The organism is Mesorhizobium sp. ES1-6, assembly GCF_020164775.1.
In the GTDB taxonomy this organism is placed as follows: Bacteria; Pseudomonadota; Alphaproteobacteria; order Rhizobiales; family Rhizobiaceae; genus Mesorhizobium.
On sequence record NZ_JAIUGU010000010.1, the window covers coordinates 152,828 to 177,703 of the forward strand.

The window sequence follows — 24,876 nt, forward strand, 5'->3', positions numbered from 1 at the left end:
CATGGCCATAAAATTCTCCGCCAAGGACCAGCCCGCGGCGCCGGTATCCGCCGCGAAGCCGGCCAAGCCGGCCGCCGCACCGAAGGCCGCCGAGCCAGCGACCGATCTGTTCAAGTCGCCGGTCGACGCACCGAAGGGCAAGAAGAAGAAGTAGCGCCTTGCCGCCGGACGCCGAGCGCAACCTTGCCACTCCGGGTCTGTCGGCCCCGGTGGCCACGTCCAGCCCTCCTGCCTTCGACTGCCAGAGTTGCGGGGCATGCTGTTCCTATTCGGCCGAATGGCCGCGCTTCTCCACCGAGGATGACGCGCAGCTCGACCGTATTCCTGAAAAATACGTGGCGGCCGACCTGTCCGGCATGCGCTGTGAGGGCGTGCGCTGTTCGGCCCTCTCCGGCGAAGTCGGCAAGTCGACCGCTTGCGGCATCTATGAAGTGCGACCGGATGTCTGCCGTGCCTGCATGCCCGGCGATGCCGAGTGCCTGTTGGCGCGCAAGGCGCATGGGCTGCCGGTAAGTTAATGCCTCGCGGGGCAATGCGCCGCTTGCCGACATCCGCGCCTCCCGGTACTTTGCTCTTCGCGGGCAGGGCTGTGGAGGATGGCTTGAGCATCGAATTTCTGTTGACGTCGCTGATCGTCGTGGCTTCGCCCGGCACCGGCGTTCTCTACACGCTGAGCGCCGGGCTTTCGCGCGGCGCGCGTGCGTCGATCATCGCGGCCTTCGGCTGCACGCTGGGCATCATCCCGCATATGGCGGCCGCCATCACCGGCCTTGCGGCGCTGCTGCACACCAGTGCCGTCGCCTTCGAGACGCTGAAATATCTCGGCGTCGCCTATCTGCTCTACATGGCCTGGAACACGCTGAAGGAAAAGGGCGGCCTGAGCGTCGAGGACAATGTCGCGCCGCGCTCTCCCGGCAAGGTGATCGCCACCGGCATCCTCGTCAACGTGCTCAACCCGAAGCTGTCGATCTTCTTCTTTGCTTTCCTGCCGCAATTCGTCAGCACCACCGAACCCAACGCGCTGTCGAAGATGCTGGAGCTGAGCAGCGTGTTCATGCTGCTTACCTTTGTCGTGTTCGTCGGTTACGGCATTTTCGCCGCTTCGATCCGCAGCCATATCGTGTCGCGGCCAATGGTGCTGACCTGGATGCGCCGGACCTTTGCCGGCGCCTTCGTCATGCTCGGCGCCAAGCTGGCGCTGGCCGACAGATGATCGACCCGGTTCAGCCCTTCACATAGCCCATTGCCTCGACGATCCGCCCGTCCGCGACGCGCATCAAATTGACGCCGCGCAGCGAATGGCCGTCGGCCATCCAGTAGCGCCAGCGGATCGTCGCCCGGTCGCCGGCCACGAAAGTCTCCTCGAGATCGAATCGCGTGCCGGGTCCGGTGGCGATCGCCGACCATAGCTCCACGCACGCGGCCTTGCCCTCGCGGCGCGCGCCATCCGGGGCCGGTGTGGTGTTTTCGATCACGCAATCCTGCGCCACCAGATCGTTGAGTGACGAGGGATCATGACGCTGGAACACGTCGTTGAAGCGCCGCATGATTTCGGCCGTTGCGCCGGAACGGTTGGCCGCGGCCATGTCGATGATCAATTCCTGGGTCACTGGATTTTTCTCCTTCCTTTCATGGTGTTACGAGGTTTGCTTTCAGCGTGATCGTGGCCACGCCAGCCAGCGCCCGCGAGACGAGGCAGCCCGCCTTGGCCGACTGCGCCAGCCGCTCGAAGTCGTCGGCGGCGAGCCCCGCGACATTCGCCTGCGTCTCCAACTCGATGCGGGTAATCGTCGGGCCGGCCGAGGTTGCGCCCAGATGCACCTTGGCGATCGTGTGGATATCGGTTGCGATATAACCTTCAGCGCCGAGCATGGCGGTGAGCGCCATCGAGAAGCAGCCGGCATGGGCGGCCGCGATCAGCTCTTCCGGATTGGTGCCGGGGCCGTTTTCGAAGCGTGACGGGAACGAGTAGGCGCCCTCGAAAGCGCCGCTGCCCAGCCTGAGCCGGCCGGATCCTTCCTTGAGTGTGCCGTGCCATTCGGCCGATGCGTCGCGAATTGTCATTGCTCTTTCTCCTGTGCTGATGATTCGAGTTCATGCGCCGGAACCACTTCCTCTCGCTGCCAGCCAACAGCGCATTGACCTTCTCAAAATATGTAGACCGATTTACATATTATGTAGACCGATTGTCATATTCGATGCAAGCCCTATAATGCGATTTCCTGACAGAGGCTGACATGGCGACAGACACACGCAACCGTATGATCGAGGCGACGGCACTGCTTTTGCGGCGGCGCGGCTATCACGGCACTTCGCTCAACGACATATTGAGCGCCAGCGGCGCGCCGCGAGGCTCGCTCTACTTCCATTTCCCCGGCGGCAAGGACCAGCTGGTCGTCGAGGTGACGCGCGACAGCGTCGACAAGGTGACGCAAAGACTGGGCGAGGCATTGTCCGCCGAGCGAGATCCGGCGGTGGCCGTCCATCATATCTATCAGGAGGTCGGACACATGCTCGAGGAGAACCAATTCACGCTAGGCTGCCCGATCGCACCCGTGGTCCTGGATTCGCCAACCGATGTGCCGGAGCTAGCTGAATTGTGCCGCTCCGCTTTCGAGCAGTGGATCGGCTTGCTCCGCGAGGCCTTCGTCAGGGCAGGGGTGCCCGAGCGCCGCGCGCGTGCTTTGGCGCTGCTGGTCGAATCGTCGCTGGAAGGGCTGATGGTGATCGCGCGCGCCACCCGCGACCGCGCCCCGCTACAGGCGGTGGCCGACGAGGTGGCGGCGCTTGTCGAACAGGCCGTGCTGGCCGGCAAGGTGGCACAGCGGGCGGAGAGTGCCGCGTAGATCAGTCTACAATTTCTTTGCGAGCGGCTGAAGCAAGGAAGGCCGAGCGCGTTTGTCCGCGCTCACGGGCAGCGGCATCGATGGCTTCGAGGAGGCCAAGGTCGAAGGACACGTTGATCCGCGTTGTCGAACCGCGATCGCGGATCAGCGGAATGACCGTCGTCATGGCTCCGTCGCGATTCTTAGCGAGTTCAGGATCGTCCATGATGGCGTCAAAGTCGCGAGGCGGCGGAACCGGATCGCCGTCGGCCTCCAGCATGCGGACATGGCCCGACAACGCCTCGACGGCATTGCGCACCGCTTCGTCGATCGTATCTCCGGCCGAGATGCAGCCGGGCATGTCCGGGAAGCTCACGCCGTAGATGCTGTCCGGCTCTTTGTGGATGAAGGCGATGTAGCGCAAGCTTCTCACTTTTGGTTCAGAAGACCCGCCTGCTTCAACAAAGCGCGCACGGTCCCTGTCGGTATGTCCTTACGCGGATGCGGAATTGTAACCTTGCCCGATTTCGTTGGGTGCTTGAAATGATGGTGAGAACCGGTGACGCCAATTCTGAACCAGCCATCAGCCTCCAGCAGTTTGATCAGGGCTCGGCTATCGCGTTCCACAGCTGCATTTCCCCGTGTAAGATAATACACACTCTGAGTGAAATCAACGCTTGCGAATGCCGTCAATCCATAGTCGCCCGACTATTCTAAGGGTCTGGTGAAACAAAAAGGGCGACCCGAGGGCCGCCCTTCCGTAAGCTCAGCGAGGTTGGCTGGATTAGAAATCCATGCCGCCCATGCCGCCCATGCCGCCGCCGCCCATGCCGCCAGGCATGCCGCCGCCAGCCGAGTCCTTCTTCGGAGCTTCGGCGATCATGGCTTCGGTGGTGACGAGCAGGCCGGCGACCGAGGCCGCGTCCTGGAGAGCCGTGCGCACGACCTTGACCGGATCGACGATACCCATGACGATCATGTCGCCATATTCGCCGGTCTGGGCGTTGTAACCGAAGGTCGCGCCCTTGTTCTCGAGGATCTTGCCGGCAACGATCGATGCTTCCGCACCGGCGTTGGCCGCGATCTGGCGGGCCGGAGCCTGCAGCGCGCGACGCACGATGTTGATGCCAGCGGCCTGATCGGCGTTGGCGCCGGTCGACTTGATGTTGGCCGAAGCGCGCAGCAGGGCAACGCCACCGCCAGCAACGATGCCTTCTTCCACGGCCGCGCGGGTCGCGTTGAGGGCGTCATCGACGCGGTCCTTCTTTTCCTTGACTTCGACTTCCGTCGCACCGCCGACGCGGATCACGGCAACGCCGCCGGCGAGCTTCGCCAGACGTTCCTGCAGCTTCTCCTTGTCGTAGTCCGAGGTGGTCTCCTCGATCTGCTGCTTGATCTGGGCAACGCGGCCCTGGATCTCGGCCTTCTTGCCGGCGCCGTCGACGATGGTGGTGTTCTCCTTGGAGATCGACACCTTCTTGGCGCGGCCGAGCATGTTGAGGCCGACGTTCTCGAGCTTGATGCCGAGGTCTTCCGAGATGACCTGGCCACCGGTGAGGATGGCGATGTCTTCCAGCATGGCCTTGCGGCGATCACCAAAGCCCGGCGCCTTGACGGCGGCGATCTTCAGGCCGCCACGCAGCTTATTGACGACCAGCGTGGCCAAAGCCTCGCCTTCGACGTCTTCCGAGATGATGAGCAGCGGCTTCGAGGTCTGCACGACGGCTTCGAGAACCGGCAGCATCGCCTGCAGGTTGGAGAGCTTCTTCTCGTGCAGGAGGATGTAGACGTCCTCGAGCTCAGCAACCATCTTGTCGGCGTTGGTGACGAAGTAGGGCGAGAGGTAGCCGCGGTCGAACTGCATGCCTTCGACGACTTCCAGCTCGGTCTCGGCGGTCTTGGCTTCCTCGACGGTGATGACGCCTTCGTTGCCGACCTTCTGCATCGCTTCCGCGATCATCTTGCCGACCGACTCGTCGCCATTGGCCGAGATCGTGCCGACCTGGGCGACTTCCTCGGAGGTCTTGATCTTCTTGGCGGCCTTGCCGAGAGCGGCGACCACTTCGGTGACGGCGAGATCGATGCCGCGCTTCAGGTCCATCGGGTTCATGCCGGCGGCAACCGACTTGTGGCCTTCCTGGACGATCGACTGCGCCAGAACGGTCGCGGTCGTGGTGCCGTCGCCGGCGATGTCGTTGGTCTTCGAAGCGACTTCGCGGACCATCTGCGCGCCCATGTTCTCGAACTTGTCCTCAAGCTCGATTTCCTTGGCGACGGTGACGCCGTCCTTGGTGATGCGCGGGGCGCCGAACGACTTGTCGATGACAACGTTGCGGCCCTTGGGGCCGAGCGTGACCTTCACCGCGTCGGCGAGGATGTTGACGCCGCGCAGCATGCGCTCACGGGCGTCGCGGGAGAATTTTACATCTTTGGCAGCCATGTTTTAGCTCCTGGCAAGGGCTTGGGGTCAAGCCCGAATTCAGTTGACGATGAGGCCGATAATCAGCCGATGATGCCCATGATGTCGGATTCCTTCATGATCAGAAGGTCTTCGCCATTGAGCTTGACTTCGGTGCCCGACCACTTGCCGAACAGGATGCGGTCGCCCGCCTTGACGTCCAGCGGGACCAGCTTGCCAGCTTCGTCGCGGGCGCCGGAGCCGACGGCGATGATCTCGCCTTCCTGCGGCTTTTCCTTCGCCGTATCCGGGATGATGATCCCGCCGGCGGTCTTGGATTCGGATTCGACCCGGCGAACGACCACGCGGTCATGAAGCGGGCGGAACTTCGACTTTGCCATTTTTTCTTCCTCGAATGAGAACGGTGAGAACAGTTCCTCCGTCCGGCGGTGCCGGACACGTGGTTAGCACTCACTGATGGCGAGTGCTAACGTGGCGCTGAAATAGGCTGGTGACCCGTGAGAGTCAAGGCGCTCGCAATTGCTCTGTCGCGCGAAATTTTGCTCTCGCTGTATCGTGGCGAAGAATGCGGCGGATACCGGTAGCGAAAGCGGAGAATTTCATCAGGTCATTTAGCACCTCGGCGACCGCAGCACCAGAAGCGGGCATCGCTCGGCGAGCCCGTAGCTGCCGGTTGGAACAATGCAGACGTTATCGAAGAACGCTTCCGCCTCGCCGATGAGCGTCATGGTTGGCGCAAAACTGTAGATGGCCGGGGAGTTCCGATAGACATCGATTGTGGCGATGACGGGCATTTCCCAGCCCGTACGCGCGGAAAGCTCTTGGCGATCAGGGAATAGTGCGTCGAACCTTTCCGCTATCGTCTTTACTGGAATTGCATGGTCGGGAGCGGGGCCTGTCGCCGTCATGGCGATGCGCCATTTGAGCTCGTGGAAAGTGGAGACACCGCCAGAAAGCGCAAGCGCTTGCATCGCTGCCGGATGGTCCCGTGTCTCGGGACAGGCAAAGAGACGCAGGCCCGCGCGCCCGTCAAAGTGCAGCACCCTGGCGATCGCCGCGAACAGCGCCTCGCGCGCGGCTGAAAAGCCTAGCGCCGACAGGCAGCCGTCGCCGATCACCGCGTCGACGCTTGCGCCGGAATCCGGCAGGTCGAGCCAGTTGCCGATGATGGCTCTTCGCGACGCTGTATCGCCTGGCCAAATTCCGGCGATCATGTCGGAGGATTCGTCGACGGCTATCATGGTCGCGCCGAGCCCGGCGAGTTCCGGCGTCACGCCGAGCAGAACGACATGTGCCTCCGAAAGGTAGAGTTCACGCTGGTAAGTTTCCACCGCTTCGGCAGGCGGTCGCAGCGGTGGCCCGAGCAATTCCCAGTGCCGGCGAATGGCATTCCAATGGTCGGTCATCCCTGGCCCCCAAGCCAGCATTGTATTCAAACGCATAATCGAGGACGCTTATGAAACCAAGTGCGGGGGCGCATGACACGCATCGCGGTTATTACGCATGAGTTCGACAGGTTCCAACGCTGGCGCGGCCCACTGTTGCGCCGCGACAGTCCCTATATGCTCTTCGATCTGCTGGAAGAACTGAAGCGGCGCGGCCATTCCGTCCGCATACTGTCAGGAACGTCGGCGAAGCCCGAGGCGGATATAGCGGTGCTGCATGTCGATGCGACCGTGACGCCGCCCGAATATGTCGAATACGCGCGTGCTTTTCCCTTCTGCCTGAACGTCGGGGCAGCCGACATCTCCAAGCGCCGTGTCAGCGGCGCCGTGATCGGTAGGGATGACGATTGGCCAGGGCCGGTCATCGTCAAGAGCAATCTCAACAATCTGGGAATGCGTGAGCAGTCGCTTAACCGGCGATCGCGACGTGCCGGAAAGCCGGAGCCATTTCCCGGCACCAAGCTTGTCGAGGGTTACCGCGTCTGTGCGTCCCTTTCGGATGTCGAGCCCGCGGTGTTCGACCGTGGGGACCTCGTCGTCGAAAAATTCATTCCCGAGCCTGAACCGGACGGCTTTGGCGCCCGCTTCTGGATATTTTGCGGGGAGCGCGAGCGCTGCACCCGCCATGTCTCGCCGCAAAGCCTCGTCAAGGGCGACGACACGATCCGTCGTGAGGCGGTTCCGGTCCCTGAGGAGCTTCGCGCGCTGAGGCGCGAGCTTGGCTTTGACTACGGCAAGTTCGACTTTGTCATGCACGAGGGCAGGGCGGTGCTGCTCGACGCCAACAAGACACCCGGCGGCGCCCGCAACCTTTCCGCCTTTCTTGCCGCCGGCAATGCCAATCTTGCGGACGGCTTCGAGAGCCTCATCCGCGAGGTAACATGACCGGCGTTTGGACCTTCATGCCGGCAGACACGTCTTACTCGGGCAGGTTCACTGTGATCACCAGGGCCTACAAAAACCCCCGCAACTGGGTGTGGATGATTGACCGGTAGTCCTCGATCGTGCGCCGGCCCTCTTCCTGGTCCTGCGTCAGCGCCAGGCGCACGACACCGCCGGCAAGCTGGAATATCAGAAAGACCAGGCGCGCGAACGGCTCGCGCTGCCCGGCCTGGAGCATCGGGCCGACATGGTCGCAGAATATCTTCGACTGATGCCGCGTCTCGGCGATGTCGAGATGCTGCAGCGCCTTGTCGGCCTGGATGGCGTTCTGCAGATCCTGAATGGCCGGGTCCGCCGAGACACGGCCAAAATAGTCGTCGAGCAGGCGGTCCGCGGCAGCGGTCACGTCGCCCGGCTCCTGGATTTCGGCGATGATCGCGCCGAAGCGCGCGCGGCTGACCTCTGAAAACCGCTCGTAGAGCATCGCCAGGATCGCCGACTTGTTGGGGAAGTAGTGGTAGACGGTGGCGATCGGCCCGCCCGCCAGCGCCCCGACCTCCTTCATGGTGACGGCGTCGATGCCCTTCTCGCCGATCAGCCGCATGGTGGTCGACAGGATGGCGTCGATGCGCTCGCGGCTGCGCTCCTGCTTGGGTCGACGCCTGGGTTCGGTGGCCGTCCGATTTGCTTGCGTCATGCACCGATCTTTCGCACGAGTTCCCAAATTCCGGTTGACAAAAAATATGATCAAGTATCAGTTTCTGAAATGCTGACAGATTGTCAGCTTTTCCGCCGCGCGGCAAGGACGTTGGGAGGCGCCTTTGACTTCGACAAGCACCGGTGTTCAGGGCGATGGCGATTGGCTGGTCGGTAACCCGACCGGCGCGCAACTCGCTTCGGCCTTGTGGATCGGGTCGGTCGGCCTGCTCATTCTTGGTCTGCAGCCTGTCCTGCTCGGCGCCCTCTATACCGAGGGCCATGTCAGCGGTGACGAACTGGCATTGGTCGCCACCGCCGAGATGATCGCCATCGCGATCGGTTCGGCGATCGTGGCGATGCTGCTCTCGGCGCACAACATGCGCTGGAAGAGTGCGATCCTCCTGCTGCTCCTGGCGCTGGCCAATGTGTGGACGGCCTATGCCGCCGGCGCCAACACGTTGATGGCGGCACGCGCCCTGGCCGGTCTTGCCGAAGGCGGCCTCGTCGCCGTCGCCACCGAACTGATTGCCCGCTCGCGGCGCGCCGAACGCATCGGCGGCTTTTTCGTCACCATGCAGACCTTGGCGCAATGCGCTCTGGCCCTGCTGCTGGCCCTTTATGTCATCCCTGCCGCCGGGTCGGCCGGTGGCTTCCTCGTTCTTGCCGCCGTCTGTGTCGCGTCGCTGGTGGTCGCCTTCGCTGTCCCCTCCGACTATGCCGACCTGCCGAAGGACGAGAACCTCGCCAATGTGCTGACCGTTCCTTCGATCACCGCGCTGTTGTGCGTCTTCTGCTACTTCATGTTCTTCGGTGCGGTATGGGCGTTTCTGGAGCCGCTCGGCGCCCAGTTCGGCATCGATGGCCGCACCGTCGGGCTGATCGTCTCGGCCAGCCTTGCGGTGCAGGTGCTGGGCGCGATGACGGCGACCGTGTTCGAGGCGCGCATCGACTATCGCCTTGCCATCGCGGCGATCGGCATCGTCGCGCTTGCCGCCTCGCTCGTGCTTGCCAGCGGACCTGGCCTCACGACATTCTGGGTCGCCGCCCTGGTCATGGGTTTTATCCTGCTGTTCATCGTGCCCTACCAGATCCGGCTGGCGATCACCGCCGATGAGACGCGCACCGCCGTGCTGCTTGTCCCTGCCGCCCAGCTTTTCGGCCTGGCGATCGGGCCGGTCGCGGCGTCGCTGCTCATCGACGGCAAGGATTTTCGCCCGGTTCCCGAATTCGCCGCCGCGAGCGCCGTCGCCAGCGTGGCGCTGCTCGGTCTGTTTGTCCTCGTGGCGCGGCGTCGCCGCGCGGTTGCGTGAGCGGCCATGTCGAACAGCTGGAGCAACTGGTCGGGCTTTGTCACCGCGGAGCCACGGCTGATGGCGAGCCCCGCCGATGCCGGCGAACTGGGCGATCTCATCCGCACCGCGCCCGCTCCGGTCCGCGTCGTCGGCGCAGGTCACTCCTTCACGCCGCTGGTCAAGTCGCAAGGCACGATCCTGTCGCTGGAGAAGCTCGAAGGCCTGGTCTCGCATAACGCGAAAGAAAATCAGGCACGCGTGCGGGCAGGGACGCGGCTTGGTTTGCTCATGCACATCCTGCAAGGCATCGGCCAGGGCCTGCCCAATATGGGCGACATCGACCGTCAGGCGATAGGCGGCGCGCTGGGCACGGCCACACATGGCTCTGGGCCGACGCTCGGTGCCTATCACACGCAACTGGACACGGTGCAGATCGTCGACGGGCTGGGCAAGGTCCGTGAATTCAAGCGGGACGGGGACCAGGAGACGATCCATGCCATCGGCGTCGCGCTCGGCGCCTTCGGTGTGCTCAGCGACGTGACGCTGAACAACATCGCGACCTACCGGTTGCGCCGCCGCAAATGGGTGCTGCCGATCGCCGACATGCTGCGCGATTTCGAAACGATGATGGCCGCCCATCGCTCGGCCGAATTCTACTACATTCCGTTTTCCGGTTACGCGCAGTTCATCGCCAGCGACTTTAGCACCGAAGCGACGACGACGCGCCCGACCGACGATGACGAGGGCTCCTTGCGCACACTGCGCCGCCTGCGCACCGGGCTTGCCTGGCTGCCGTCGCTGCGCCGCCGGCTGATCCTGGGCGCGGTCGCCAAGGTGCCGGCCGAGGACTATGTGCAGGACTGGCTCAACGTCTATGCCAGCGACCGGCAGACCCGGTTCAACGAGATGGAATATCACCTTCCCTTCGAGGAGGGGCCGAAGGCGCTGGCCGAGATCATCGACCTGACCGAGAAGCATTTTCCAGAGGTCTATTTCCCGATGGAAGTGCGGTCGGTGGCACCGGACGAATTCTGGCTCTCGCCCTTTCACAAAAGGCTCACCTGTTCCATCGCGATCCACCATGACGCGGCGAGCGATCCGCTGCCGTTCATGCGCGCGGCCGAACCGATCTTCCGCCGATATGGCGGCAGGCCGCATTGGGGCAAGATGCACAGCCTAAAGGCGGCCGACCTGAAAAAGCTCTATCCGCGCTGGGACGATGCCATGGCGGTGCGCCGCGACATCGATCCGCAAAACCGTTTCGTCTCGCCCTACATGGCCGAGCTGTTTGGCATCGATCAATGAAGGTTTACTTCGCGACGCTTTCGGATGCGCTGAGAGAGGCGGGCATTTTCCAGCCTTGCCTGCTGCTCGACCGTGACCGGCTGGACAACAACATCGCCCTGGTCAGGGAGAGGCTCGATCCCGGCCTCGCCGTGCGGCTGGTCGACAAGTCGCTCGCTTGCCTGCCGCTGCTTGCCCATATCGGCAAGACGCTTGGAACCCACCGTTTCATGACCTTCCATCCGCCGATCAGCGAGGCGGTATTGACGGCGTTTTCGCACGCCGATCTCCTTTATGGCAAGCCGATGCCGGTAGGCGCGGCAAGGGCGGTGCTTTCGAGGGGCGATACGGCCTGGTCGCGCGTCTGCTGGCTGATCGATACCCAGGAGAGGCTGGCGGAGTATGGCGCGCTCGCCGACGAACTCGGTGTCGAGCTGCGCATCGCTTTCGAAATCGATGTCGGGTTGCATCGTGGCGGCTTCGCCGAACCGGAGGCCTTGTCGCGGGCTTTGAAATTGCTGCCGACCCACAAAGGGCTGCGCTGCGAAGGCGTCATGGCCTATGAGGCGCATGCGCCGCACATACCGGGCCTGTTCGGCGGGCCGGCCAAGGCGTTGGTGCAAGCCTCGGAACGAGTTGCGGCTTTCGTGGCGCGCCTCGGCGCCGACCAGCGAAGCATTCTCAACATTGGCGGCAGCAAGACCGCGCTGCTTCATCATGGCGGTACCGCCAATGAAGTGTCGATGGGCTCTGCCTTCGTGCTGCCTGGCGATTTCGACACGCCAGGCCTCGATGGCTTTCAGCCGGCCGCCTTCATCGCGACGCCGATCCTGAAAGTGGTCGAGCCGATGCTGCCCGGCCCACCGGCGGTCTCGCGCCTGCTGCAGGCGCTCGGCCGGTTTCCCCGCAAGGGCTGCTACCTCTATGGCGGCAAATGGATGGCCGAGCCGGTGTTTCCCGAGGGCATGAAGACGAACGGCCTGCTCGGCCTGTCCTCCAACCAGCAATTCATGGGCCTGCCAACCGACTCGACCGCAAAGCCCGACGACTACGCTTTCCTGCGGCCGACGCAGAGCGAGGCCGTGCTGCAGCAGTTCGGGCCGATCGCGGTTCTTTCCCGTGGCAAGATCGTGGATCGCTGGCCGGTATTGCCGATGATGTGATGGGGCAGACCGTCTCTAATAGTTGACTGCGTCAACTAAATGGGCGATCGTGTTTGGACAGGAGATGTCCATGACCATTCACCATCAGCCCGACAACGCTGCGCCCAACAAGGATCGGATCGATGCGGTTCGGGCCTTCAACCGGTTCTACACGCGTCAGATCGGGCTGCTCGACGAAGGGCTGCTGAAGAGCGCCTTCTCGTTGACCGAGGCGCGGGTGCTGTACGAGCTGGCGCATCGTGACGGACTGACCGCGACCGACCTCGGGCGCGATCTCGGCCTCGATGCCGGTTATGTCAGCCGTTTGCTGAAGAAGTTCGAGCGCCTTCACCTCATCTCCAGGGCCACCCTTGCTTCGGACGCGCGGCAGTCGACGATCGCGCTGACGCCGGCGGGCAGGAACGCCTTCGCGCCGCTGAACAAGGATTCGCACGACCAGGTCGCGGCGCTGCTCGATCGGCTGCCTGCCTCGGAGCAAGACCGGCTGGTCAAGTCCATGCGCACGGTACAGCGACTGCTGGATGACGGTGCCGAGCCGAAAATCCCTTACCTGCTGCGGCCGCCGCAGGTCGGCGACATCGGCTGGATCACCCGCCGGCAAGGGATGCTCTACGCCCAGGACTATGGCTGGGACGAAACCTATGAAGCGCTGGTCGCCGAAATCCTGGCCAATTTCGTAAAATCCTACGATCCGAAATGGGAGCGCGGCTGGATCGCCGAACGGGAAGGCGAGGTCGTCGGCTCGGTCTTCGTCGTGCGCAAGTCCGACCAGGTGGCCAAGCTGCGGCTCCTTTATGTCGAACCTTCGGCGCGGGGCCTCGGCATCGGCAAGCGCCTGGTCGAGGAATGCATCGGCTTTGCCCGCGCCAGGGGTTACAAGACGCTGACCTTATGGACCAACGACATTCTGACCGCCGCCCGGCACATCTACCAGGCAGCGGGTTTCAGGCTGACCGAGGAAGAACCCCACCATTCCTTCGGCAAGGATCTGGTTGGCCAGAACTGGGATCTCGATCTCTAGCGAGCTGTCCGGCAATGCCCGGTTGCTGGCGGTTTGCGCCAATGGTATCGAATACGGGTCGAAAAGGACCCTGGAGCGGCAAACGGTAAGCCCGCTCCCTTCCGTCAGATGGAAGCTCCGTTCCCATCCAGAATGGGAACCCACGGCAAGCCACGGCGTGCTTTGACGCCGGGCTTGGCGTTCGGGGTCCCGCCGATCGGCGTTCCTTCGTGTGCCAGGCGCCAACGAAGGAGAAGAGACAATGCCCATCATTCGCGCCGACACCGGCGTCATCACCCAGATCAACGTCTTCACCGTGCCCGAGGGCGGACAGCAGGCGCTGATCGACCTTTTGCGGGAGGCGGCAATGAGTTGTCGTGGCATTCCCGGCTGGATGTCGGCCAGCCTGCACAGGGAACTCGACGGCACACGCGTCGTCAACTATGCGCAGGCGCGGGATCAGGCGGCCATGCGGCGCGTCTTCGAGCATCTGCGGACGAGCGGTTTCCTCGATCGCAACCAGGCTCTGGGGCAGGCCCATCCCGGCCTCTATGAGGTCGCGCTCACCGTGGAATAGGCGAGCCGGCGGGCCGCGCCTCGGCTGCTGCCGGGGCGTGGCCCATTCGGCATCCAGCCCCTATGATTTGACCGGCACCCAGATCTCCAGCCCACCATTGCCGGTGCGGGCGTCGAATTCAGGGCCATAGCGCTCGAATTCCGGCGCGTCGGCGATTTCATGGCCTGAGGCGGGCAGCCAGCTGTTCCAGATCGTGTTGATCGTACGCCGGATGGTCGAGATGTGCTCGCGATGCGTGAACACGGCATATTTCTGTGCCGGCACCCGCACCCGGTAGAATTCCTTCGGCAGATCCGCGAAGTCGCGCACCTCGACGCCGACGACATAGTCGAAATTGCCGGCATCGTCGCCATTGAGGCAGACGCCGTAGAAAACGCCTGAAATCTCGCCTTGTATGTTACCGATGTATGGAGCGAAGCGCTGCCACTGCATCGGAATCCCGGCACTGGATTCGCAGCTGTAGCGCTCGCCGAGCCCGGCGACGAGGAAGGGCCGGCTGGTCTCGAAGCGCGGCGGCTGGAGTGTGGTGAGAAGTGAACTGTCCATCAGGATAGGCTCCACGAGGTCGAGGGACTTGGTCGAGCCTTGCGCGCGCACCAGTTCCGGCGTGGTGCCGAACTGGTCGCGGAAGGCACGGGTGAAAGCCTCATGCGAGTTGTAGCTGGCTTCGAGCGCGATGCTGAGAATGTCGGGCGCTCCGCCAGCCAGCTTGCGCGCCGCCTCGGTCAGCCGGCGCGAGCGCATGTAGCCCATGACGGAGCGACCGGTGGCGGCGCCGAAGGCGCGCGTCACATGAAAGCGCGACACGCCACTGCTTTGCGCGACGTCGTCGAGCGTAACGACGTCAGGCAGATGGCTTTCGACAAACCATAGCGCTTTCTCGGTCGGGTTCATGTGCTCCTCGCATTTGGCATCCGCATCCTGGCGCCTCGCAGCCCGCCCAGTTTGATCGAAATTGCGCATGGCGCAAATGGGCAAGCGGTCGCGCGTTCTCATTGGGTGCCTGCTGTGATCGGCTCGGATGGCCGTGTCGGCAAGGTACCGTCGAACAGCACGGTGATGGCCGTGTCGGCAGCGATTGACTGAGTGCATGTATTGTTATAACAGAACATAATGATCGTCTTGCCTCGGCGCCGCTCGCGGCCTAGGCTGCGACTCGTGATGGTCCCCGAGCCGAAAGGCGAGGGGTGAAAAGGGAACGCGGTGGGATCCGATTTGGGTCGAGGCCGCGGCTGCCCCCGCAACTGTAAGCGGCGAGCAAGATCCGGAACGCCACTGGCCGGCAAGGCTGGGAAGGCAGGATTGCGCGGAGACCCGTGAGCCAGGAGACCTGCCATCACCGAGTTGACCGGACGGGGTGTGCCGGGAGGAAACGTGGACATCGGTCTTGTCGGCCGGTCGACCAACATCCTTCCGTCGCCAGTTGTGAAAGTGACGGGACGTTGTACGGCGCAATCGATCGTATTCACCGCACCCAAAGGCACCAGATCATCGTGTGCACGCTTTGCCGCGACGTGCCGACCGGCGTCAGGTCTGGCGAAGCTCTGTGCGCCGAATTGCGCTCCCGTCTCTCGGCCCAGCCTGACCTGATGCGTGATTTCACGGTCGAGGGCGTGGCTTGCATGGCGGGATGCGCGCGCCCCCTGGCAGTGGCCTTCCAGGCGCCGGGCAAAGCCGCCTATCTCTTCGGCTCGATCGATGCAGAGGCCGACGCTGGCGATCTCGTGCGGTTTGCCAGGCTCTACGCTTCGCTTGCCGACGGCTGGTGCAATTCCGGACAACGTCCGCCGCGCCTGGCCGGCAAGACGCTGGCCCGCATCCCGGCACCGGGCAAGCCGGCGGATGGCAATCGATGACAACGCCGCTTCTCGATGCGCGCGACCTGAGCGCGACGGCGAATGGCCGGACTCTGGTCGATGCCGTCAGCCTGTCGGTGACATCAGGCGACCGCCTCGCCATCATTGGTCCCAACGGCGCCGGCAAGACCACGCTGCTGCGCATGTTGTCCGGCATGCTAAGGCCAAGTTCGGGCGAGGTGAGGCTTGGCGGGCGACGCCTGGACAGGATTTCGCCGGCCGAGCGGGCCCTGCATATCGCCGTCGTCGGCCAGACCGACCAGCCGGATCCGCGTCTGGCGGTGATCGACTATGTCGAGCTCGGCCGCGTCCCGCATGCCGGCCTGGGGCGCCGGGGCGAGGAGCGCGACATTGTCGTGGACGCGCTGCGCCGGACGGGCCTGTTGCCGCTGCTCGGCCGCACCATCGGCTCGCTGTCGGGTGGCGAACGCCAGCGCGCCCAGCTTGCCCGAGCCATCGCGCAGGTGCCCAAGATCCTGTTTCTCGACGAACCGACCAACCACCTCGACCCGCGCGCTCGCGCGCAACTGCTCGAACTGGTGGCCGGCTTGGGCATGACGGTGATCGCCGTGCTGCACGATCTGACGCTGGTGGCGCCCTTTGCCACCAAGGTCGCGGTGATGAATGAGGCGCGGCTGCAGGCTCTGGCGCCGCCGCACGAGGCGCTGACCCAGCAGCTGATCCGCGAGATTTTCGGCGTCGACGTGTTCCGCCTGCGCCATCCCACCGAGGATCGCGAGCTGACGGTGTTCGAGCTCCCGAACCGCGCCGCGCCGCCATCCTGATCGCCCTCTCATCATCCGATACGGTTCAACCAAGGAGCAAATCCGTGAAACGCCTTGCCATCTCGCTCGTCCTCTCGCTGCTCGCCTCGACGGCCTTCGCCTTCCCCGTCACCGTCGACAGCTGCGGCAACCCGCTGACTTTCGACGCTCCACCGAAGCGTGCGGTCATCCATGATCTCAACATGGCCGAGATGGCCTTCGCGCTGAAACTGCAGCCCTCGATCGTCGGCCTGACGGGAATCACCGGATGGTACAAGGTCGGCCCCGAATTCAAGGCAGAACAGGGTTCCATCCCAGAACTGGCGCCGAAATATCCAACGCTGGAGAATCTCGTCGCGGTCGAGCCCGATTTCTTCTTCGCCGGCTGGTACTACGGTATGAAGCCCGGCGGCGACGTGACCCCCGACACGCTCGCACCGCATGGCATCAAGACGCTGGTGCTGACCGAAAGCTGCGTCCATCTCGACAAGAGCCGCCCGGCCGCCTCCATGGACCTGCTTTATGGCGACGTCGAAAAGCTGGGCAAGATTTTCGGCAAGGAGCCGGAAGCGGACAAGCTCGTCGCCGGCTGGAGAGCGCAGCTCGCCGATATCACCGCCAAGGTTGGTGATCGCAAGGGAACACGCGTGTTCCTCTACGATTCCGGCGAGGACAAGCCGTTCACAGCCGGAAAATTCGCCATCCCCAGCGCCATGATATCGGCCGCCGGCGGCGACAACATCATGGCCGACATGGAAACCAGTTGGGGCAACACGGACTGGGAGACGGTGGCGGCGCGCAATCCGCAATTCCTCATCCTGCTCGATTATCAGGACGGCGGCGGCTACAGGAAACTGCTCGATTTCCTGAAGGCGCACCCGGCAATGAAAGAGACGGACGCGGTCAAGAACGAGCGTTTCGTCGCCCTTCGTTATGCCGAGCTGACGCCGGGACCAGCGAACATCGAAGCCATCGGCAAGATCGCCAGGGCGATGCATCCGGAAGCGTTCTGATGCATCTTGCCCGAGAGCAAAAACCGGTCGCGCTTTCAGGGCACAGCGCCTTCACGCTGGCCATGGCGGTGGGCACGGTGGCGCTCGTCGCTCTCGCGGTGCTGTCGATCGCCTACGGCTCGACGCTGATACCTCTGGGCGATGTCATCGCCGCGCTTGGCCGTGCCATCGGGTTGGACGAGCCGCGAATATCGGGCCCGGTCGGCAAGATCGTCGTCGATCTGCGGCTGCCGCGGACGATCCTGGCGATCTGTGTCGGCGGCGGACTGGGCATTGTCGGCGCCTTGCTGCAGACGGTGACCCGCAACGATCTTGCCGATCCCTTCCTGTTCGGCCTGTCTTCGGGGGCCGCCGCCGGCGCGGTTTCCGTCATCACCGTCTTCGGTGACAGTTTCGGTATCTGGACCCTGCCGGTCGCCGCCTTTACCGGGGGCATACTGGCCGCATGCATCGTGCTTTTGCTGGTCGCGCGGGTCAGGGGGCAGGGCCCGGAACGGCTGATCCTCGCCGGCCTTGCCGTCTCCTTCATGTTCACCGCCCTGACCAATTATCTGGTCTTTGCCGGCGACCAGCGCGCGGCCCATTCGGTGCTGTTCTGGACGATGGGCGGGCTCGGCCTGGCGCGCTGGGACAATGTCTGGTTGGGGGCGGTGGGCGCGGGCACGATCGCGGCCTACGGGCTGTGGAACCACCGTAGGCTGGATGCATTCCTCGCCGGTGAAAGTGCGGCCGAAAGTCTTGGCGTGCCGGTGGCGCGCATGCGCAGGGCGACATTTCTCGTCGCCGCCTTCTCCACGGCAATCCTCGTCTCGGTCGCCGGCGTCATCGGCTTTGTCGGCCTGATGATCCCGCATCTGGCGCGGCCGCTGGCCGGTCCCTTGCATCTTCGCCTGATCGCTAGCTGCGCGCTGTTCGGGGCGGTGCTCTTGCTGGCAGGCGATCTTCTGGCGCGGACCCTGCTGCCGCCGCAGGAACTGCCGATCGGCATCATCACCAGCTCGCTCGGCGCATTCTTCGTCGTCACCATGGTCGTTCGAAACCGCCTTTGAAGCGGCTCCTTGTGCCGCTGCAAGCGGGGTTTCGGGTGGGCACGACGTTCACCTGCCGCTAACCAGGATAGCGTTGCGCGCCTGTCCTGCGGATTTTTGCCGGCTTTCATCGCGCTATGGTATCTTGAATAGTAAGCACGCTTATTATATATATCGCTCATGGTTTCAGATGGCATCGACAGATTGGGATTTTTGATCCACGACGTGCAGCGCCTGATGCGCAAGCGCTTTGAAGCGCGCGCCAGCGGGCTCGGCCTGTCTTCGGCGCAATGGCGGCTTCTGGTGCGCGTCGCCAAGGAGGCGGGCGTTCCGCAGGCGCGGCTCGCCGAACTGCTCGAAATCGAGCCGATCAGCGTCTCGCGCCTGGTCGACCGGATGGAAGAGGGCGGCTGGATCGAACGCCGTTCCGACGCGACCGACCGGCGCGTGCGCATGATCTTCCCGACCGAGAAGGCGAACGCGGCCTATGCGGACGTCAAGAGCCTTGCTGGCGAAGTCTATGAGGAATCGCTCAGCGGCGTTTCGCCGGAAGACCGGCGCGTCCTGATCCGGGCGCTGGATGTAATCGTCCGGAATCTGACGGACGGAGAAGCTTCGTCGCTTGAAAAGATCAAGAGTGCGGAAGGTGCGGCAGCATGAACGCGGTAGCCAAGGTGGAAGAAAACGCTCCCAAGGTCGAGATGGAAGCGCCGGCCCAGCCGGCGGTCGCCCCGGTCGCGGTAGCTCCCCCCGTGCAGCCGGTCCCGGCGCCGAAGAAGAAGCGCCGCATCGGCCGCCTGTTGCTGATGGTTGCCTTGCCGGCGGCATTGATCATCGGCGGCGGCTATGTCTGGGTCACGGGCGGTCGCTACCAGGAGACCGAGAACGCCAATCTGCAGCAGGCCAAGGTGTCGATTGCCTCCGATACGGCCGGCCGCATTGTCCAGGTCGCCATATCGGACAACCAGACGGTCAAGCAGGGCGATCTCCTGTTCGCTATCGACCCCGAGCCCTACCGGATCGCGCTCGCCCAGGCCGACGCCGCGGTCGCCACCGCCCGCCTCAATGTCGAGCAGTTGCGTGCTGCCTATAGCCAGGCGCTGTCGCAGCGGAAGTCCGATGCCAGCGAGGTCGATTATGCCCAGTCGCAATTCGATCGCGCCGCCGATCTTGCCCAGAAGGGCATCAACGCCAAGTCGTCGCTGGATCAGGCCAAGAACGATCTCGACAAGGCCAGGCAGCAACTGGCTGTTGCGGAACAGGGCATCATCAGCGCCAAGGCGGCACTCGGCGGCAATCCCGATATTGAAACCGACAGGCACCCGACCGTGATGTCGGCGCTCGCCGCGCGCGACAAGGCAGCCTACGACCTGGCACAGACCACGGTGAAGGCGCCCGCCGATGGTGTCGTCTATCAGGCCGCGTCCTTCAAGGTCGGCCAGTATGTCGGCTCCGGCACACCGTTGTTCGCGCTGGTCGAGACCGGCGACACCTGGATCGACGCCAATTTCAAGGAAACCCAGCTCACCAACATGCAGCCGGGCCAGAAGGCGGAGATCGTGGTCGATACCTATCCGGGCAGGACATTCGAAGCGACGGTCAAGGCTATCGGTGCCGGCACCGGCGCCGACTTCTCGCTGCTGCCCGCCCAGAACGCCACCGGCAACTGGGTCAAGGTTACCCAACGCATCCCGGTGCGTCTGGAACTGACCGATCCCGACGCCAAGATGGCGCTGCGTACCGGTATGAGTGCTTCGGTTACCGTCGATACGGGCGTGGCCCGCGGCTGGCCGTCGATCTTCGGCCACGCCACGGCTGGCGAGCCCGCGCGGTAAGTCAAGGGAAGCCCGCGGGGACCAGGCGGGTTGGAAACGAGTTGCAGGATTGGTCTGATGGGAGGGGTGGCGAAAATCAGCATTTGGGCCGCGCCGCGTGGCAGCTGTCCAAAATCTGAAATCTTCGGCACGGACCCGTCGGTCCTCAGGTTTCCGGGCGGCAGGCATCCGCTCATCAGAGACTTTCAGTCGATGTAACCCCCACATCGATAATCGCGTCCCACCGCGACGAAGGTCTCTCGACGGAAGGCATAGCCGCCCGGAAACCCGTTCTACACGTTTCTGTTGTTTTCTGGAAGTTCTACGCCATGAGTACGTCCGAACCCTTCAAAGAAGTGCCGCATCGTGGCCTGATCACGGTCGCGCTCATGCTGGCGACGGTGATGCAGGCGCTCGACACCACCATCGCCAACGTCGCGTTGCCAACCATGACTGGCGATCTCGGCGCCTCGCCCGACAACATCAACTGGGTGCTGACCTCCTACATCGTCGCCGCCGCCATCATGACGCCTGTCACCGGCTGGCTCGCCGACCGTTTCGGCCGCAAGGAACTGTTCCTGATGGCGGTGGTCGGCTTCACCATCTTCTCGATGTTGTGCGGCCTGGCGTGGAGCCTGGAAAGCATCGTGTTTTTCCGGCTGATGCAAGGCGTGTTCGGCGCCGCGATCGTGCCGCTGTCGCAGACCTTCCTGCTCGACATCAATCCCAAGGAACGCCATGGCCAGGCCATGGCCATATGGGGCGCCGGCATCATGCTGGGACCGATCCTCGGCCCGACGCTTGGCGGTTGGCTGACCGAGAATTTCAACTGGCGCTGGGTGTTCTTCATCAACCTGCCGGTCGGCATCGTCGCCTTGCTTGGCATGGTCGCCTATCTGCCGGCCGTTGCCCGGCGGGTGCGAAGCTTCGATTTCTTCGGCTTTGCCATGATATCGCTCGGCGTCGGCGCCCTGCAGCTGATGCTCGATCGCGGCGGTGAGGTCGACTGGTTTTCCTCGGTCGAGATCTGGATCGAACTTGGCCTTTCGATCACCGGCTTCTGGGTGTTCATCATTCACACGGTGACATCGGAGCATCCTTTCATCGATCCGAAGATTTTCCTCGACCGAAACTTCGTCACCGGGCTGGCGTTCATTTTCGTCATGGGCGTGCTGATCCTGGCCTCCATGTCGCTGCTGCCGCCGATGCTGTCGACCATCTTCGGCTACCCCACCGTCACCATCGGCATCGTCATCGGGCCGCGCGGCGTCGGCACGATGATTTCGATGCTCGTCGTCGGGCGGCTCATGAGCAGGATCGACGCCAGAATTCTCGTCGTCTTCGGCTTTCTCCTGACCGCGCAGTCGCTCTACACCATGGCCAGCTTTTCGCCGCAGATGGACAATTGGCTGATCCTCAGCTCTGGCGTGATCCAGGGGCTGGGCATGGGCATGGTGTTCGTGCCGCTGTCGACTGTTGCCTTCGCCACGCTCGACGCCCGCTACCGCACCGATGCAACCTCGTTGTTCAGCCTGGTGCGTAACCTTGGCTCGTCGATCGGCGTATCTGTCGTGACGGTGCTTCTGGTGCGCAACACGCAGATCAACCACGCCGAGCTTTCCACCTTCATCAACCCGTTCAATCCCAATCTGTGGGCGGTCTCGCCAGCGGCCGCTGGCGGCGATCCGACGGCACTGTCGCAGGTCGACCGCATGGTCAATGTCCAGGCGATGATGATCTCCTACGTCAACGACTTCAAAATACTGATGATGATGACGCTGGCCGCCATCCCGTTTGTCTTCCTGCTGCGCAAGCCGAAAACGGCGCCGGCCGGCGGGGCGCCTGCAGCGCATATGGATTAGGCCGACGCAGGCAGATCGCCTGTGCCGGATATGGACCATACCGCCGCATCGGGTGGTCCTAGCCGGTTGCCGGGCGAGCCGGCATCGTTTCGTCAGTTGACGAACGAGTGCCAGGACGATGCAGAACGCGACATTTCCGGTCTTCGATCTCGGCCAATTCGAGAAAGCGAGCGCCACGGAGAAGGCGGCGCTGGGCACCGAGGTCGACCGCATCTGCCGCGGCACCGGCTTCCTGGCGATCAAGAACCATGGTATTTCGCAAGCGGTGATCGATGCCGCCTGGTCGAAGGCACGCGCCTTCTTCGACCTGCCGCCGGAACAGAAGCAGCGGTCCAAGGCGCCCTACAAGGGCTATCCTTACGGCTACCTCGGCCCAGAACTCGAAGCGCTGGCCAAATCCCGCAATGTCGACACGCCGCCGGACCTCAAGGAGAGCTTCAATGGCGGCCCGCTCGGCGTGCCACCGGGCATGTCCGATCCCGAGGCGCTCGCCTTTTGCTATGCCGAGACGATCTGGCCTGAAGCGCCGGACGGGTTCGTCGACGCCTGGAAAGCCTATTATGCCGCCCTGGAGGATTTGGCGCTGCGCATCATGCGCGTCTTCGCCACCGCGCTTGGCCTGCCCGAGACCTATTTCGACAGCTATCTCGATGCGCCGATCAGCGCGCTGAGGGCACTGAACTATCCCGAGCAGCATGCCGCGCCGAAGCCCGGACAGATCCGTGCCGGCGCTCACACCGACTATGGCAGCCTGACTATCTTGCTGCCGCAGGCCGGGTCGCGGGGACTTCAAATCATCACCCCGGACGGAGAATGGACCGAAGTGCCGCCTATCCCGGGCGCCTTTGTCATCAATATCGGCGACCTGATGGCGCGCTGGACCAATGACCGCTGGGTGTCCACCGTGCACCGTGTCGTCAATCCAGAAGCGGGCGGGCGGGATCGGCGCCAGTCCTTGGCCTTCTTCCACCAGCCGAACTGGGATGCCGAGATCAAGGTGCTGGATGCCTGCCTTGCCGACGGCGAAGCGCCGAAATATGGTCCCGTGCGCTCCGGCCCCTACCTGATGGCGAAATTCAAGGCGACGACGAAATAGGTTGGGATCCTATTTCCCGAGCACCAGGGCCCAATAGCGCAGGTTCGGGTCGCGGCCGTCGCGCACATAGGCGAGGCCGAAGCGGCTGAAGTCCGGGTCGAGTATGTTGCGCCGGTGGCCCTGCGAATGCATCCAGATGTCGAACAGCTTCTGCTGATCGAAACGGCCTTCGGCGATGTTCTCGGCCGCCGCACCTCGTACGCCATTGTCCTTCATGCGCGAGGCGAAATCCTTGCCCCAGCCGGTGGTGTGGCTCATGCGCTCGCGCGAGGCCATGTAGCCGGCCTGTTGCAAAGCGGCCTGCTCGAGTTGCGCGTCGGGTGTCAGCGGGCCGCGCCCGGCCGTGGCACGCAAGTCGGCCAAAGTGGCTGTGGCGGAGGACGATACACCAGCACCTTGCCCGGTCGGCAGCGAAATGGTGCCGCAGGCGGCGAGTGTGGCGAGAGCCGCGAGGCCGGCTACCTTGAGCCACGTGCGCCTGTTCAGCTTCGCGATCTGGTCGCTTTCGAGTCTTGAAGTGGTCATGCCTGCCTGAGATAGCCGCGATCATGGCTTTTGCCGGGCAGGGCGGTGAAAATCCGAGATCGAAATGGCGGTTAGCCGCTATTTCACAAGCGTGATGTAGCGGCCGGCATACATTTCGCGATCTCCAAACACGGCCGAGCAGTCGGTTTTGATGGACGAGTTTCCTGTCATTTGCACCGTCAGGCCAACAAGCCTCAAACAGTCGCCCTGACCGCTCATATCCGAGTTGCCGGCAAAGGTGACGGCAGCGTCAGGCGCATAGACGAACCCGCTGATCACGGAATTCGCGCCGCCGTTCAGCGTCAAGGCTGATGTATTGCCATGGTTCTCGAAAATGGTGATGCCCGCATAGGGGCCACTTGTGGGCGGGGAAAGGTTCACCTTTTCATTGGCATTTATGATGATCTGCGCACCCTCCATCAGGAATATGGTCACGCCTTGACCGGTCAGGCTGCCGTTGCCGCCCGGTTTTATGGTCACGCCGCGCATGATGTAGACGCCCGGATTGAGCGTGATGTTTCCCGACAACGTCTTGTCGCAATAGGTTCCGGGCGACAGCGTGTAGGTTTTGCCGTTCGGGACCGGCAGGCACAACGAGTAGGCGGGAGGGACAACGTCCGCCAGGGGATCGAAAGACGCATATTGGTGTTCGAGCGGAGTTCCGCAGGCGAGATTGGCGCTGGGCGGCGAAATCCCGGAAGTGCCGCCGACGGTCGAGACGCAGCCGGCCGAGACCTGCGCGGAACCGCCTCTGCTGACGGCACTGGAATCGTCCGAGTTCGCCGCGATCACGCAGTTGCTCATGGAGACACTGGTCGAGCCCTGCAGGCTTATGGCGGCCGACGCATGCGGATCGAGCGCCAGCACACAGGCCTGCGCACCGGGGTTCATCTTGACCGTGGCCGAGCGGTGAGCCGGCCAAGGGGCCGCGCCGTTGATGAAGCTCGGACGGTTGATGCTGGACGCAAGCGAGATGTAATAGGCGCTCGGGTCGCCGCTGGCGCTTGCCGAAAACGCGGCGACGCTGTCTGAATATTCCTGCTGGTCGGCGACGCTCAGATTGGCCGCGAAGAATGTCAGCCCAAGCGCCTGCACATCACCCGCGGTCATGCTGGGGAGGTACTGTGTGCCGACGGCAAGCCCAGCCGCGTCCAGCGAGTTCTGCAATTGCGCCGCGTCGTCGCTCGTGCCCGTCACGTCCATGGTGCCGGCCACGACAACCATGATCGGCAGCATCGCTATGGCGGTCGCCACGGCAAAATTGCCGCGCTCCGAAGGCCAGAAGTCCTTCAACGTGAACATTGCCCCTCGCCATGTTGTAGGCTCGACCAA

General features: G+C 63.6%; 29 protein-coding genes and 1 riboswitch. Of the genes, 18 read left to right on the forward strand and 11 right to left on the reverse strand.

What is annotated here, in order from left to right; genetic code table 11:
- The first annotated feature begins 1 nt into the window (after position 1).
- From LB564_RS22910 to LB564_RS22920, 3 genes are all read left to right on the forward strand, one after another.
- The gene (locus LB564_RS22910) at positions 2-154 is read left to right on the forward strand and encodes a hypothetical protein (protein ID WP_140707171.1); all 153 of its coding nucleotides are present in this window, start codon (positions 2-4) and stop codon (positions 152-154) included.
- 4 nt (positions 155-158) lie between these two features.
- Positions 159-518: a YkgJ family cysteine cluster protein gene (locus tag LB564_RS22915; protein ID WP_224541155.1), complete on the forward strand. Its 360-nt coding sequence runs from the start codon at positions 159-161 to the stop codon at positions 516-518.
- 83 nt (positions 519-601) lie between these two features.
- Entirely contained in the window at positions 602-1,213 is a 612-nt protein-coding gene (locus tag LB564_RS22920; RefSeq protein ID WP_224541157.1) for a LysE family translocator, read from the forward strand.
- Positions 1,214-1,223: 10 nt separating this feature from the next.
- Here LB564_RS22920 and LB564_RS22925 read toward each other — a convergent pair whose 3' ends face one another.
- Both LB564_RS22925 and LB564_RS22930 read right to left on the reverse strand, forming a co-directional pair.
- Complete coding sequence (locus LB564_RS22925; RefSeq protein WP_140707168.1) at positions 1,224-1,610, reverse strand: nuclear transport factor 2 family protein; 387 nt, start codon at positions 1,608-1,610, stop codon at positions 1,224-1,226.
- A 19-nt stretch (positions 1,611-1,629) separates the two neighbouring features.
- Entirely contained in the window at positions 1,630-2,064 is a 435-nt protein-coding gene (locus LB564_RS22930; protein WP_224541159.1) for an OsmC family protein, read from the reverse strand.
- Between the two features lie 173 nt (positions 2,065-2,237).
- Here LB564_RS22930 and LB564_RS22935 point away from each other — a divergent pair, with 173 nt between their 5' ends.
- Entirely contained in the window at positions 2,238-2,846 is a 609-nt protein-coding gene (locus LB564_RS22935; protein WP_140707166.1) for a TetR/AcrR family transcriptional regulator, read from the forward strand.
- A gap of 1 nt (position 2,847) precedes the next feature.
- Here LB564_RS22935 and LB564_RS22940 read toward each other — a convergent pair whose 3' ends face one another.
- From LB564_RS22940 to LB564_RS22960, 5 genes are all read right to left on the reverse strand, one after another.
- The gene (locus LB564_RS22940) at positions 2,848-3,249 is read right to left on the reverse strand and encodes a type II toxin-antitoxin system HicB family antitoxin (RefSeq protein ID WP_224541160.1); all 402 of its coding nucleotides are present in this window, start codon (positions 3,247-3,249) and stop codon (positions 2,848-2,850) included.
- A gap of 5 nt (positions 3,250-3,254) precedes the next feature.
- The gene (locus tag LB564_RS22945; RefSeq protein WP_318012841.1) at positions 3,255-3,518 is read right to left on the reverse strand and encodes a type II toxin-antitoxin system HicA family toxin; all 264 of its coding nucleotides are present in this window, start codon (positions 3,516-3,518) and stop codon (positions 3,255-3,257) included.
- Positions 3,519-3,609: 91 nt separating this feature from the next.
- A complete protein-coding gene (groL, locus tag LB564_RS22950; RefSeq protein WP_140707162.1) occupies positions 3,610-5,265 on the reverse strand; it encodes a chaperonin GroEL in 1,656 nt (551 codons plus the stop codon).
- 62 nt (positions 5,266-5,327) lie between these two features.
- Positions 5,328-5,624 carry a co-chaperone GroES gene (groES, locus tag LB564_RS22955; protein ID WP_006203049.1) on the reverse strand — a complete coding sequence of 99 codons (297 nt, stop codon included), beginning with the start codon at positions 5,622-5,624 and terminating at the stop codon, positions 5,328-5,330.
- Between the two features lie 231 nt (positions 5,625-5,855).
- Positions 5,856-6,650 carry a class I SAM-dependent methyltransferase gene (locus LB564_RS22960; protein WP_224541162.1) on the reverse strand — a complete coding sequence of 265 codons (795 nt, stop codon included), beginning with the start codon at positions 6,648-6,650 and terminating at the stop codon, positions 5,856-5,858.
- 72 nt (positions 6,651-6,722) lie between these two features.
- Here LB564_RS22960 and LB564_RS22965 point away from each other — a divergent pair, with 72 nt between their 5' ends.
- Positions 6,723-7,574, forward strand: a complete 852-nt coding sequence (locus tag LB564_RS22965; protein ID WP_224541164.1) for a hypothetical protein — start codon at positions 6,723-6,725, stop codon at positions 7,572-7,574.
- Between the two features lie 67 nt (positions 7,575-7,641).
- Here LB564_RS22965 and LB564_RS22970 read toward each other — a convergent pair whose 3' ends face one another.
- On the reverse strand, positions 7,642-8,268 hold the full coding sequence (locus tag LB564_RS22970; protein ID WP_224541166.1) for a TetR/AcrR family transcriptional regulator: 627 nt from the start codon (positions 8,266-8,268) through the stop codon (positions 7,642-7,644).
- A 124-nt stretch (positions 8,269-8,392) separates the two neighbouring features.
- On the opposite strand from LB564_RS22970, the gene LB564_RS22975 reads away from it, so the two are divergent.
- The 5 genes from LB564_RS22975 (at position 8,393) to LB564_RS22995 (ending at position 13,586) form a co-directional block, all read left to right on the forward strand.
- Positions 8,393-9,580, forward strand: a complete 1,188-nt coding sequence (locus tag LB564_RS22975; protein ID WP_224541168.1) for an MFS transporter — start codon at positions 8,393-8,395, stop codon at positions 9,578-9,580.
- A gap of 6 nt (positions 9,581-9,586) precedes the next feature.
- A complete protein-coding gene (locus LB564_RS22980; protein ID WP_224541171.1) occupies positions 9,587-10,867 on the forward strand; it encodes a D-arabinono-1,4-lactone oxidase in 1,281 nt (426 codons plus the stop codon).
- The gene (locus LB564_RS22985; RefSeq protein WP_224541173.1) at positions 10,864-12,009 is read left to right on the forward strand and encodes a DSD1 family PLP-dependent enzyme; all 1,146 of its coding nucleotides are present in this window, start codon (positions 10,864-10,866) and stop codon (positions 12,007-12,009) included. The genes LB564_RS22980 and LB564_RS22985 overlap by 4 nt, the downstream gene beginning before the upstream one ends.
- A 70-nt stretch (positions 12,010-12,079) precedes the next feature.
- On the forward strand, positions 12,080-13,030 hold the full coding sequence (locus LB564_RS22990; RefSeq protein ID WP_224541175.1) for a helix-turn-helix domain-containing GNAT family N-acetyltransferase: 951 nt from the start codon (positions 12,080-12,082) through the stop codon (positions 13,028-13,030).
- Between the two features lie 241 nt (positions 13,031-13,271).
- Positions 13,272-13,586: an antibiotic biosynthesis monooxygenase family protein gene (locus LB564_RS22995; protein WP_224541177.1), complete on the forward strand. Its 315-nt coding sequence runs from the start codon at positions 13,272-13,274 to the stop codon at positions 13,584-13,586.
- 60 nt (positions 13,587-13,646) lie between these two features.
- Here the strand turns inward: LB564_RS22995 and LB564_RS23000 are convergent, their stop codons facing one another.
- The gene (locus LB564_RS23000; RefSeq protein WP_224541179.1) at positions 13,647-14,480 is read right to left on the reverse strand and encodes an AraC family transcriptional regulator; all 834 of its coding nucleotides are present in this window, start codon (positions 14,478-14,480) and stop codon (positions 13,647-13,649) included.
- Positions 14,481-14,731: 251 nt separating this feature from the next.
- Positions 14,732-14,939: riboswitch (cobalamin riboswitch) on the forward strand.
- Positions 14,940-15,079: 140 nt separating this feature from the next.
- Here LB564_RS23000 and LB564_RS23005 point away from each other — a divergent pair.
- From LB564_RS23005 to LB564_RS23040, 8 genes are all read left to right on the forward strand, one after another.
- Complete coding sequence (locus LB564_RS23005; protein WP_224541180.1) at positions 15,080-15,442, forward strand: DUF1636 family protein; 363 nt, start codon at positions 15,080-15,082, stop codon at positions 15,440-15,442.
- Entirely contained in the window at positions 15,439-16,227 is a 789-nt protein-coding gene (locus LB564_RS23010; RefSeq protein ID WP_224541182.1) for an ABC transporter ATP-binding protein, read from the forward strand. Before LB564_RS23005 ends, LB564_RS23010 begins: the two co-directional genes overlap by 4 nt.
- A 44-nt stretch (positions 16,228-16,271) precedes the next feature.
- The gene (locus tag LB564_RS23015) at positions 16,272-17,219 is read left to right on the forward strand and encodes an ABC transporter substrate-binding protein (RefSeq protein WP_224541183.1); all 948 of its coding nucleotides are present in this window, start codon (positions 16,272-16,274) and stop codon (positions 17,217-17,219) included.
- A complete protein-coding gene (locus tag LB564_RS23020) occupies positions 17,219-18,268 on the forward strand; it encodes a FecCD family ABC transporter permease (protein ID WP_224541185.1) in 1,050 nt (349 codons plus the stop codon). The genes LB564_RS23015 and LB564_RS23020 overlap by 1 nt, the downstream gene beginning before the upstream one ends.
- 159 nt (positions 18,269-18,427) lie before the next feature.
- Positions 18,428-18,907, forward strand: a complete 480-nt coding sequence (locus LB564_RS23025) for a MarR family winged helix-turn-helix transcriptional regulator (protein WP_224541188.1) — start codon at positions 18,428-18,430, stop codon at positions 18,905-18,907.
- Positions 18,904-20,082, forward strand: coding sequence for an HlyD family secretion protein (locus LB564_RS23030; RefSeq protein WP_140707135.1), 1,179 nt, complete (start codon positions 18,904-18,906; stop codon positions 20,080-20,082). The genes LB564_RS23025 and LB564_RS23030 overlap by 4 nt, the downstream gene beginning before the upstream one ends.
- Positions 20,083-20,390: 308 nt before the next feature.
- Positions 20,391-21,923: a DHA2 family efflux MFS transporter permease subunit gene (locus LB564_RS23035; RefSeq protein ID WP_140707133.1), complete on the forward strand. Its 1,533-nt coding sequence runs from the start codon at positions 20,391-20,393 to the stop codon at positions 21,921-21,923.
- Positions 21,924-22,041: 118 nt separating this feature from the next.
- On the forward strand, positions 22,042-23,019 hold the full coding sequence (locus LB564_RS23040; protein ID WP_224541190.1) for an isopenicillin N synthase family dioxygenase: 978 nt from the start codon (positions 22,042-22,044) through the stop codon (positions 23,017-23,019).
- A gap of 9 nt (positions 23,020-23,028) precedes the next feature.
- On the opposite strand, the gene LB564_RS23045 is transcribed toward LB564_RS23040, so the two are convergent.
- The gene (locus LB564_RS23045; RefSeq protein WP_224541192.1) at positions 23,029-23,544 is read right to left on the reverse strand and encodes a CAP domain-containing protein; all 516 of its coding nucleotides are present in this window, start codon (positions 23,542-23,544) and stop codon (positions 23,029-23,031) included.
- Between the two features lie 78 nt (positions 23,545-23,622).
- Entirely contained in the window at positions 23,623-24,846 is a 1,224-nt protein-coding gene (locus tag LB564_RS23050; protein WP_224541194.1) for a TadE/TadG family type IV pilus assembly protein, read from the reverse strand.
- Between the last annotated feature and the right edge of the window lie 30 nt (positions 24,847-24,876).

Excerpts from the sequence above, each read along its gene's own strand:
- LB564_RS22910 (WP_140707171.1), top strand. The coding sequence starts at position 2 with ATGGCCATAAAATTCTCCGCCAAGGACCAGCCCGCGGCGCCGGTATCC.
- LB564_RS22930 (WP_224541159.1), bottom strand. The coding sequence starts at position 2,064 with ATGACAATTCGCGACGCATCGGCCGAATGGCACGGCACACTCAAGGAA.
- LB564_RS22935 (WP_140707166.1), top strand. The coding sequence starts at position 2,238 with ATGGCGACAGACACACGCAACCGTATGATCGAGGCGACGGCACTGCTT.
- groL (WP_140707162.1), bottom strand. The coding sequence starts at position 5,265 with ATGGCTGCCAAAGATGTAAAATTCTCCCGCGACGCCCGTGAGCGCATG.
- groES (WP_006203049.1), bottom strand. The coding sequence starts at position 5,624 with ATGGCAAAGTCGAAGTTCCGCCCGCTTCATGACCGCGTGGTCGTTCGC.
- LB564_RS22960 (WP_224541162.1), bottom strand. The coding sequence starts at position 6,650 with ATGACCGACCATTGGAATGCCATTCGCCGGCACTGGGAATTGCTCGGG.
- LB564_RS22965 (WP_224541164.1), top strand. The coding sequence starts at position 6,723 with ATGACACGCATCGCGGTTATTACGCATGAGTTCGACAGGTTCCAACGC.
- LB564_RS22970 (WP_224541166.1), bottom strand. The coding sequence starts at position 8,268 with ATGACGCAAGCAAATCGGACGGCCACCGAACCCAGGCGTCGACCCAAG.
- LB564_RS22980 (WP_224541171.1), top strand. The coding sequence starts at position 9,587 with ATGTCGAACAGCTGGAGCAACTGGTCGGGCTTTGTCACCGCGGAGCCA.
- LB564_RS22985 (WP_224541173.1), top strand. The coding sequence starts at position 10,864 with ATGAAGGTTTACTTCGCGACGCTTTCGGATGCGCTGAGAGAGGCGGGC.
- LB564_RS22990 (WP_224541175.1), top strand. The coding sequence starts at position 12,080 with ATGACCATTCACCATCAGCCCGACAACGCTGCGCCCAACAAGGATCGG.
- LB564_RS22995 (WP_224541177.1), top strand. The coding sequence starts at position 13,272 with ATGCCCATCATTCGCGCCGACACCGGCGTCATCACCCAGATCAACGTC.
- LB564_RS23000 (WP_224541179.1), bottom strand. The coding sequence starts at position 14,480 with ATGAACCCGACCGAGAAAGCGCTATGGTTTGTCGAAAGCCATCTGCCT.
- LB564_RS23010 (WP_224541182.1), top strand. The coding sequence starts at position 15,439 with ATGACAACGCCGCTTCTCGATGCGCGCGACCTGAGCGCGACGGCGAAT.
- LB564_RS23020 (WP_224541185.1), top strand. The coding sequence starts at position 17,219 with ATGCATCTTGCCCGAGAGCAAAAACCGGTCGCGCTTTCAGGGCACAGC.
- LB564_RS23025 (WP_224541188.1), top strand. The coding sequence starts at position 18,428 with ATGGTTTCAGATGGCATCGACAGATTGGGATTTTTGATCCACGACGTG.
- LB564_RS23030 (WP_140707135.1), top strand. The coding sequence starts at position 18,904 with ATGAACGCGGTAGCCAAGGTGGAAGAAAACGCTCCCAAGGTCGAGATG.
- LB564_RS23035 (WP_140707133.1), top strand. The coding sequence starts at position 20,391 with ATGAGTACGTCCGAACCCTTCAAAGAAGTGCCGCATCGTGGCCTGATC.
- LB564_RS23040 (WP_224541190.1), top strand. The coding sequence starts at position 22,042 with ATGCAGAACGCGACATTTCCGGTCTTCGATCTCGGCCAATTCGAGAAA.
- LB564_RS23045 (WP_224541192.1), bottom strand. The coding sequence starts at position 23,544 with ATGACCACTTCAAGACTCGAAAGCGACCAGATCGCGAAGCTGAACAGG.
- LB564_RS23050 (WP_224541194.1), bottom strand. The coding sequence starts at position 24,846 with ATGTTCACGTTGAAGGACTTCTGGCCTTCGGAGCGCGGCAATTTTGCC.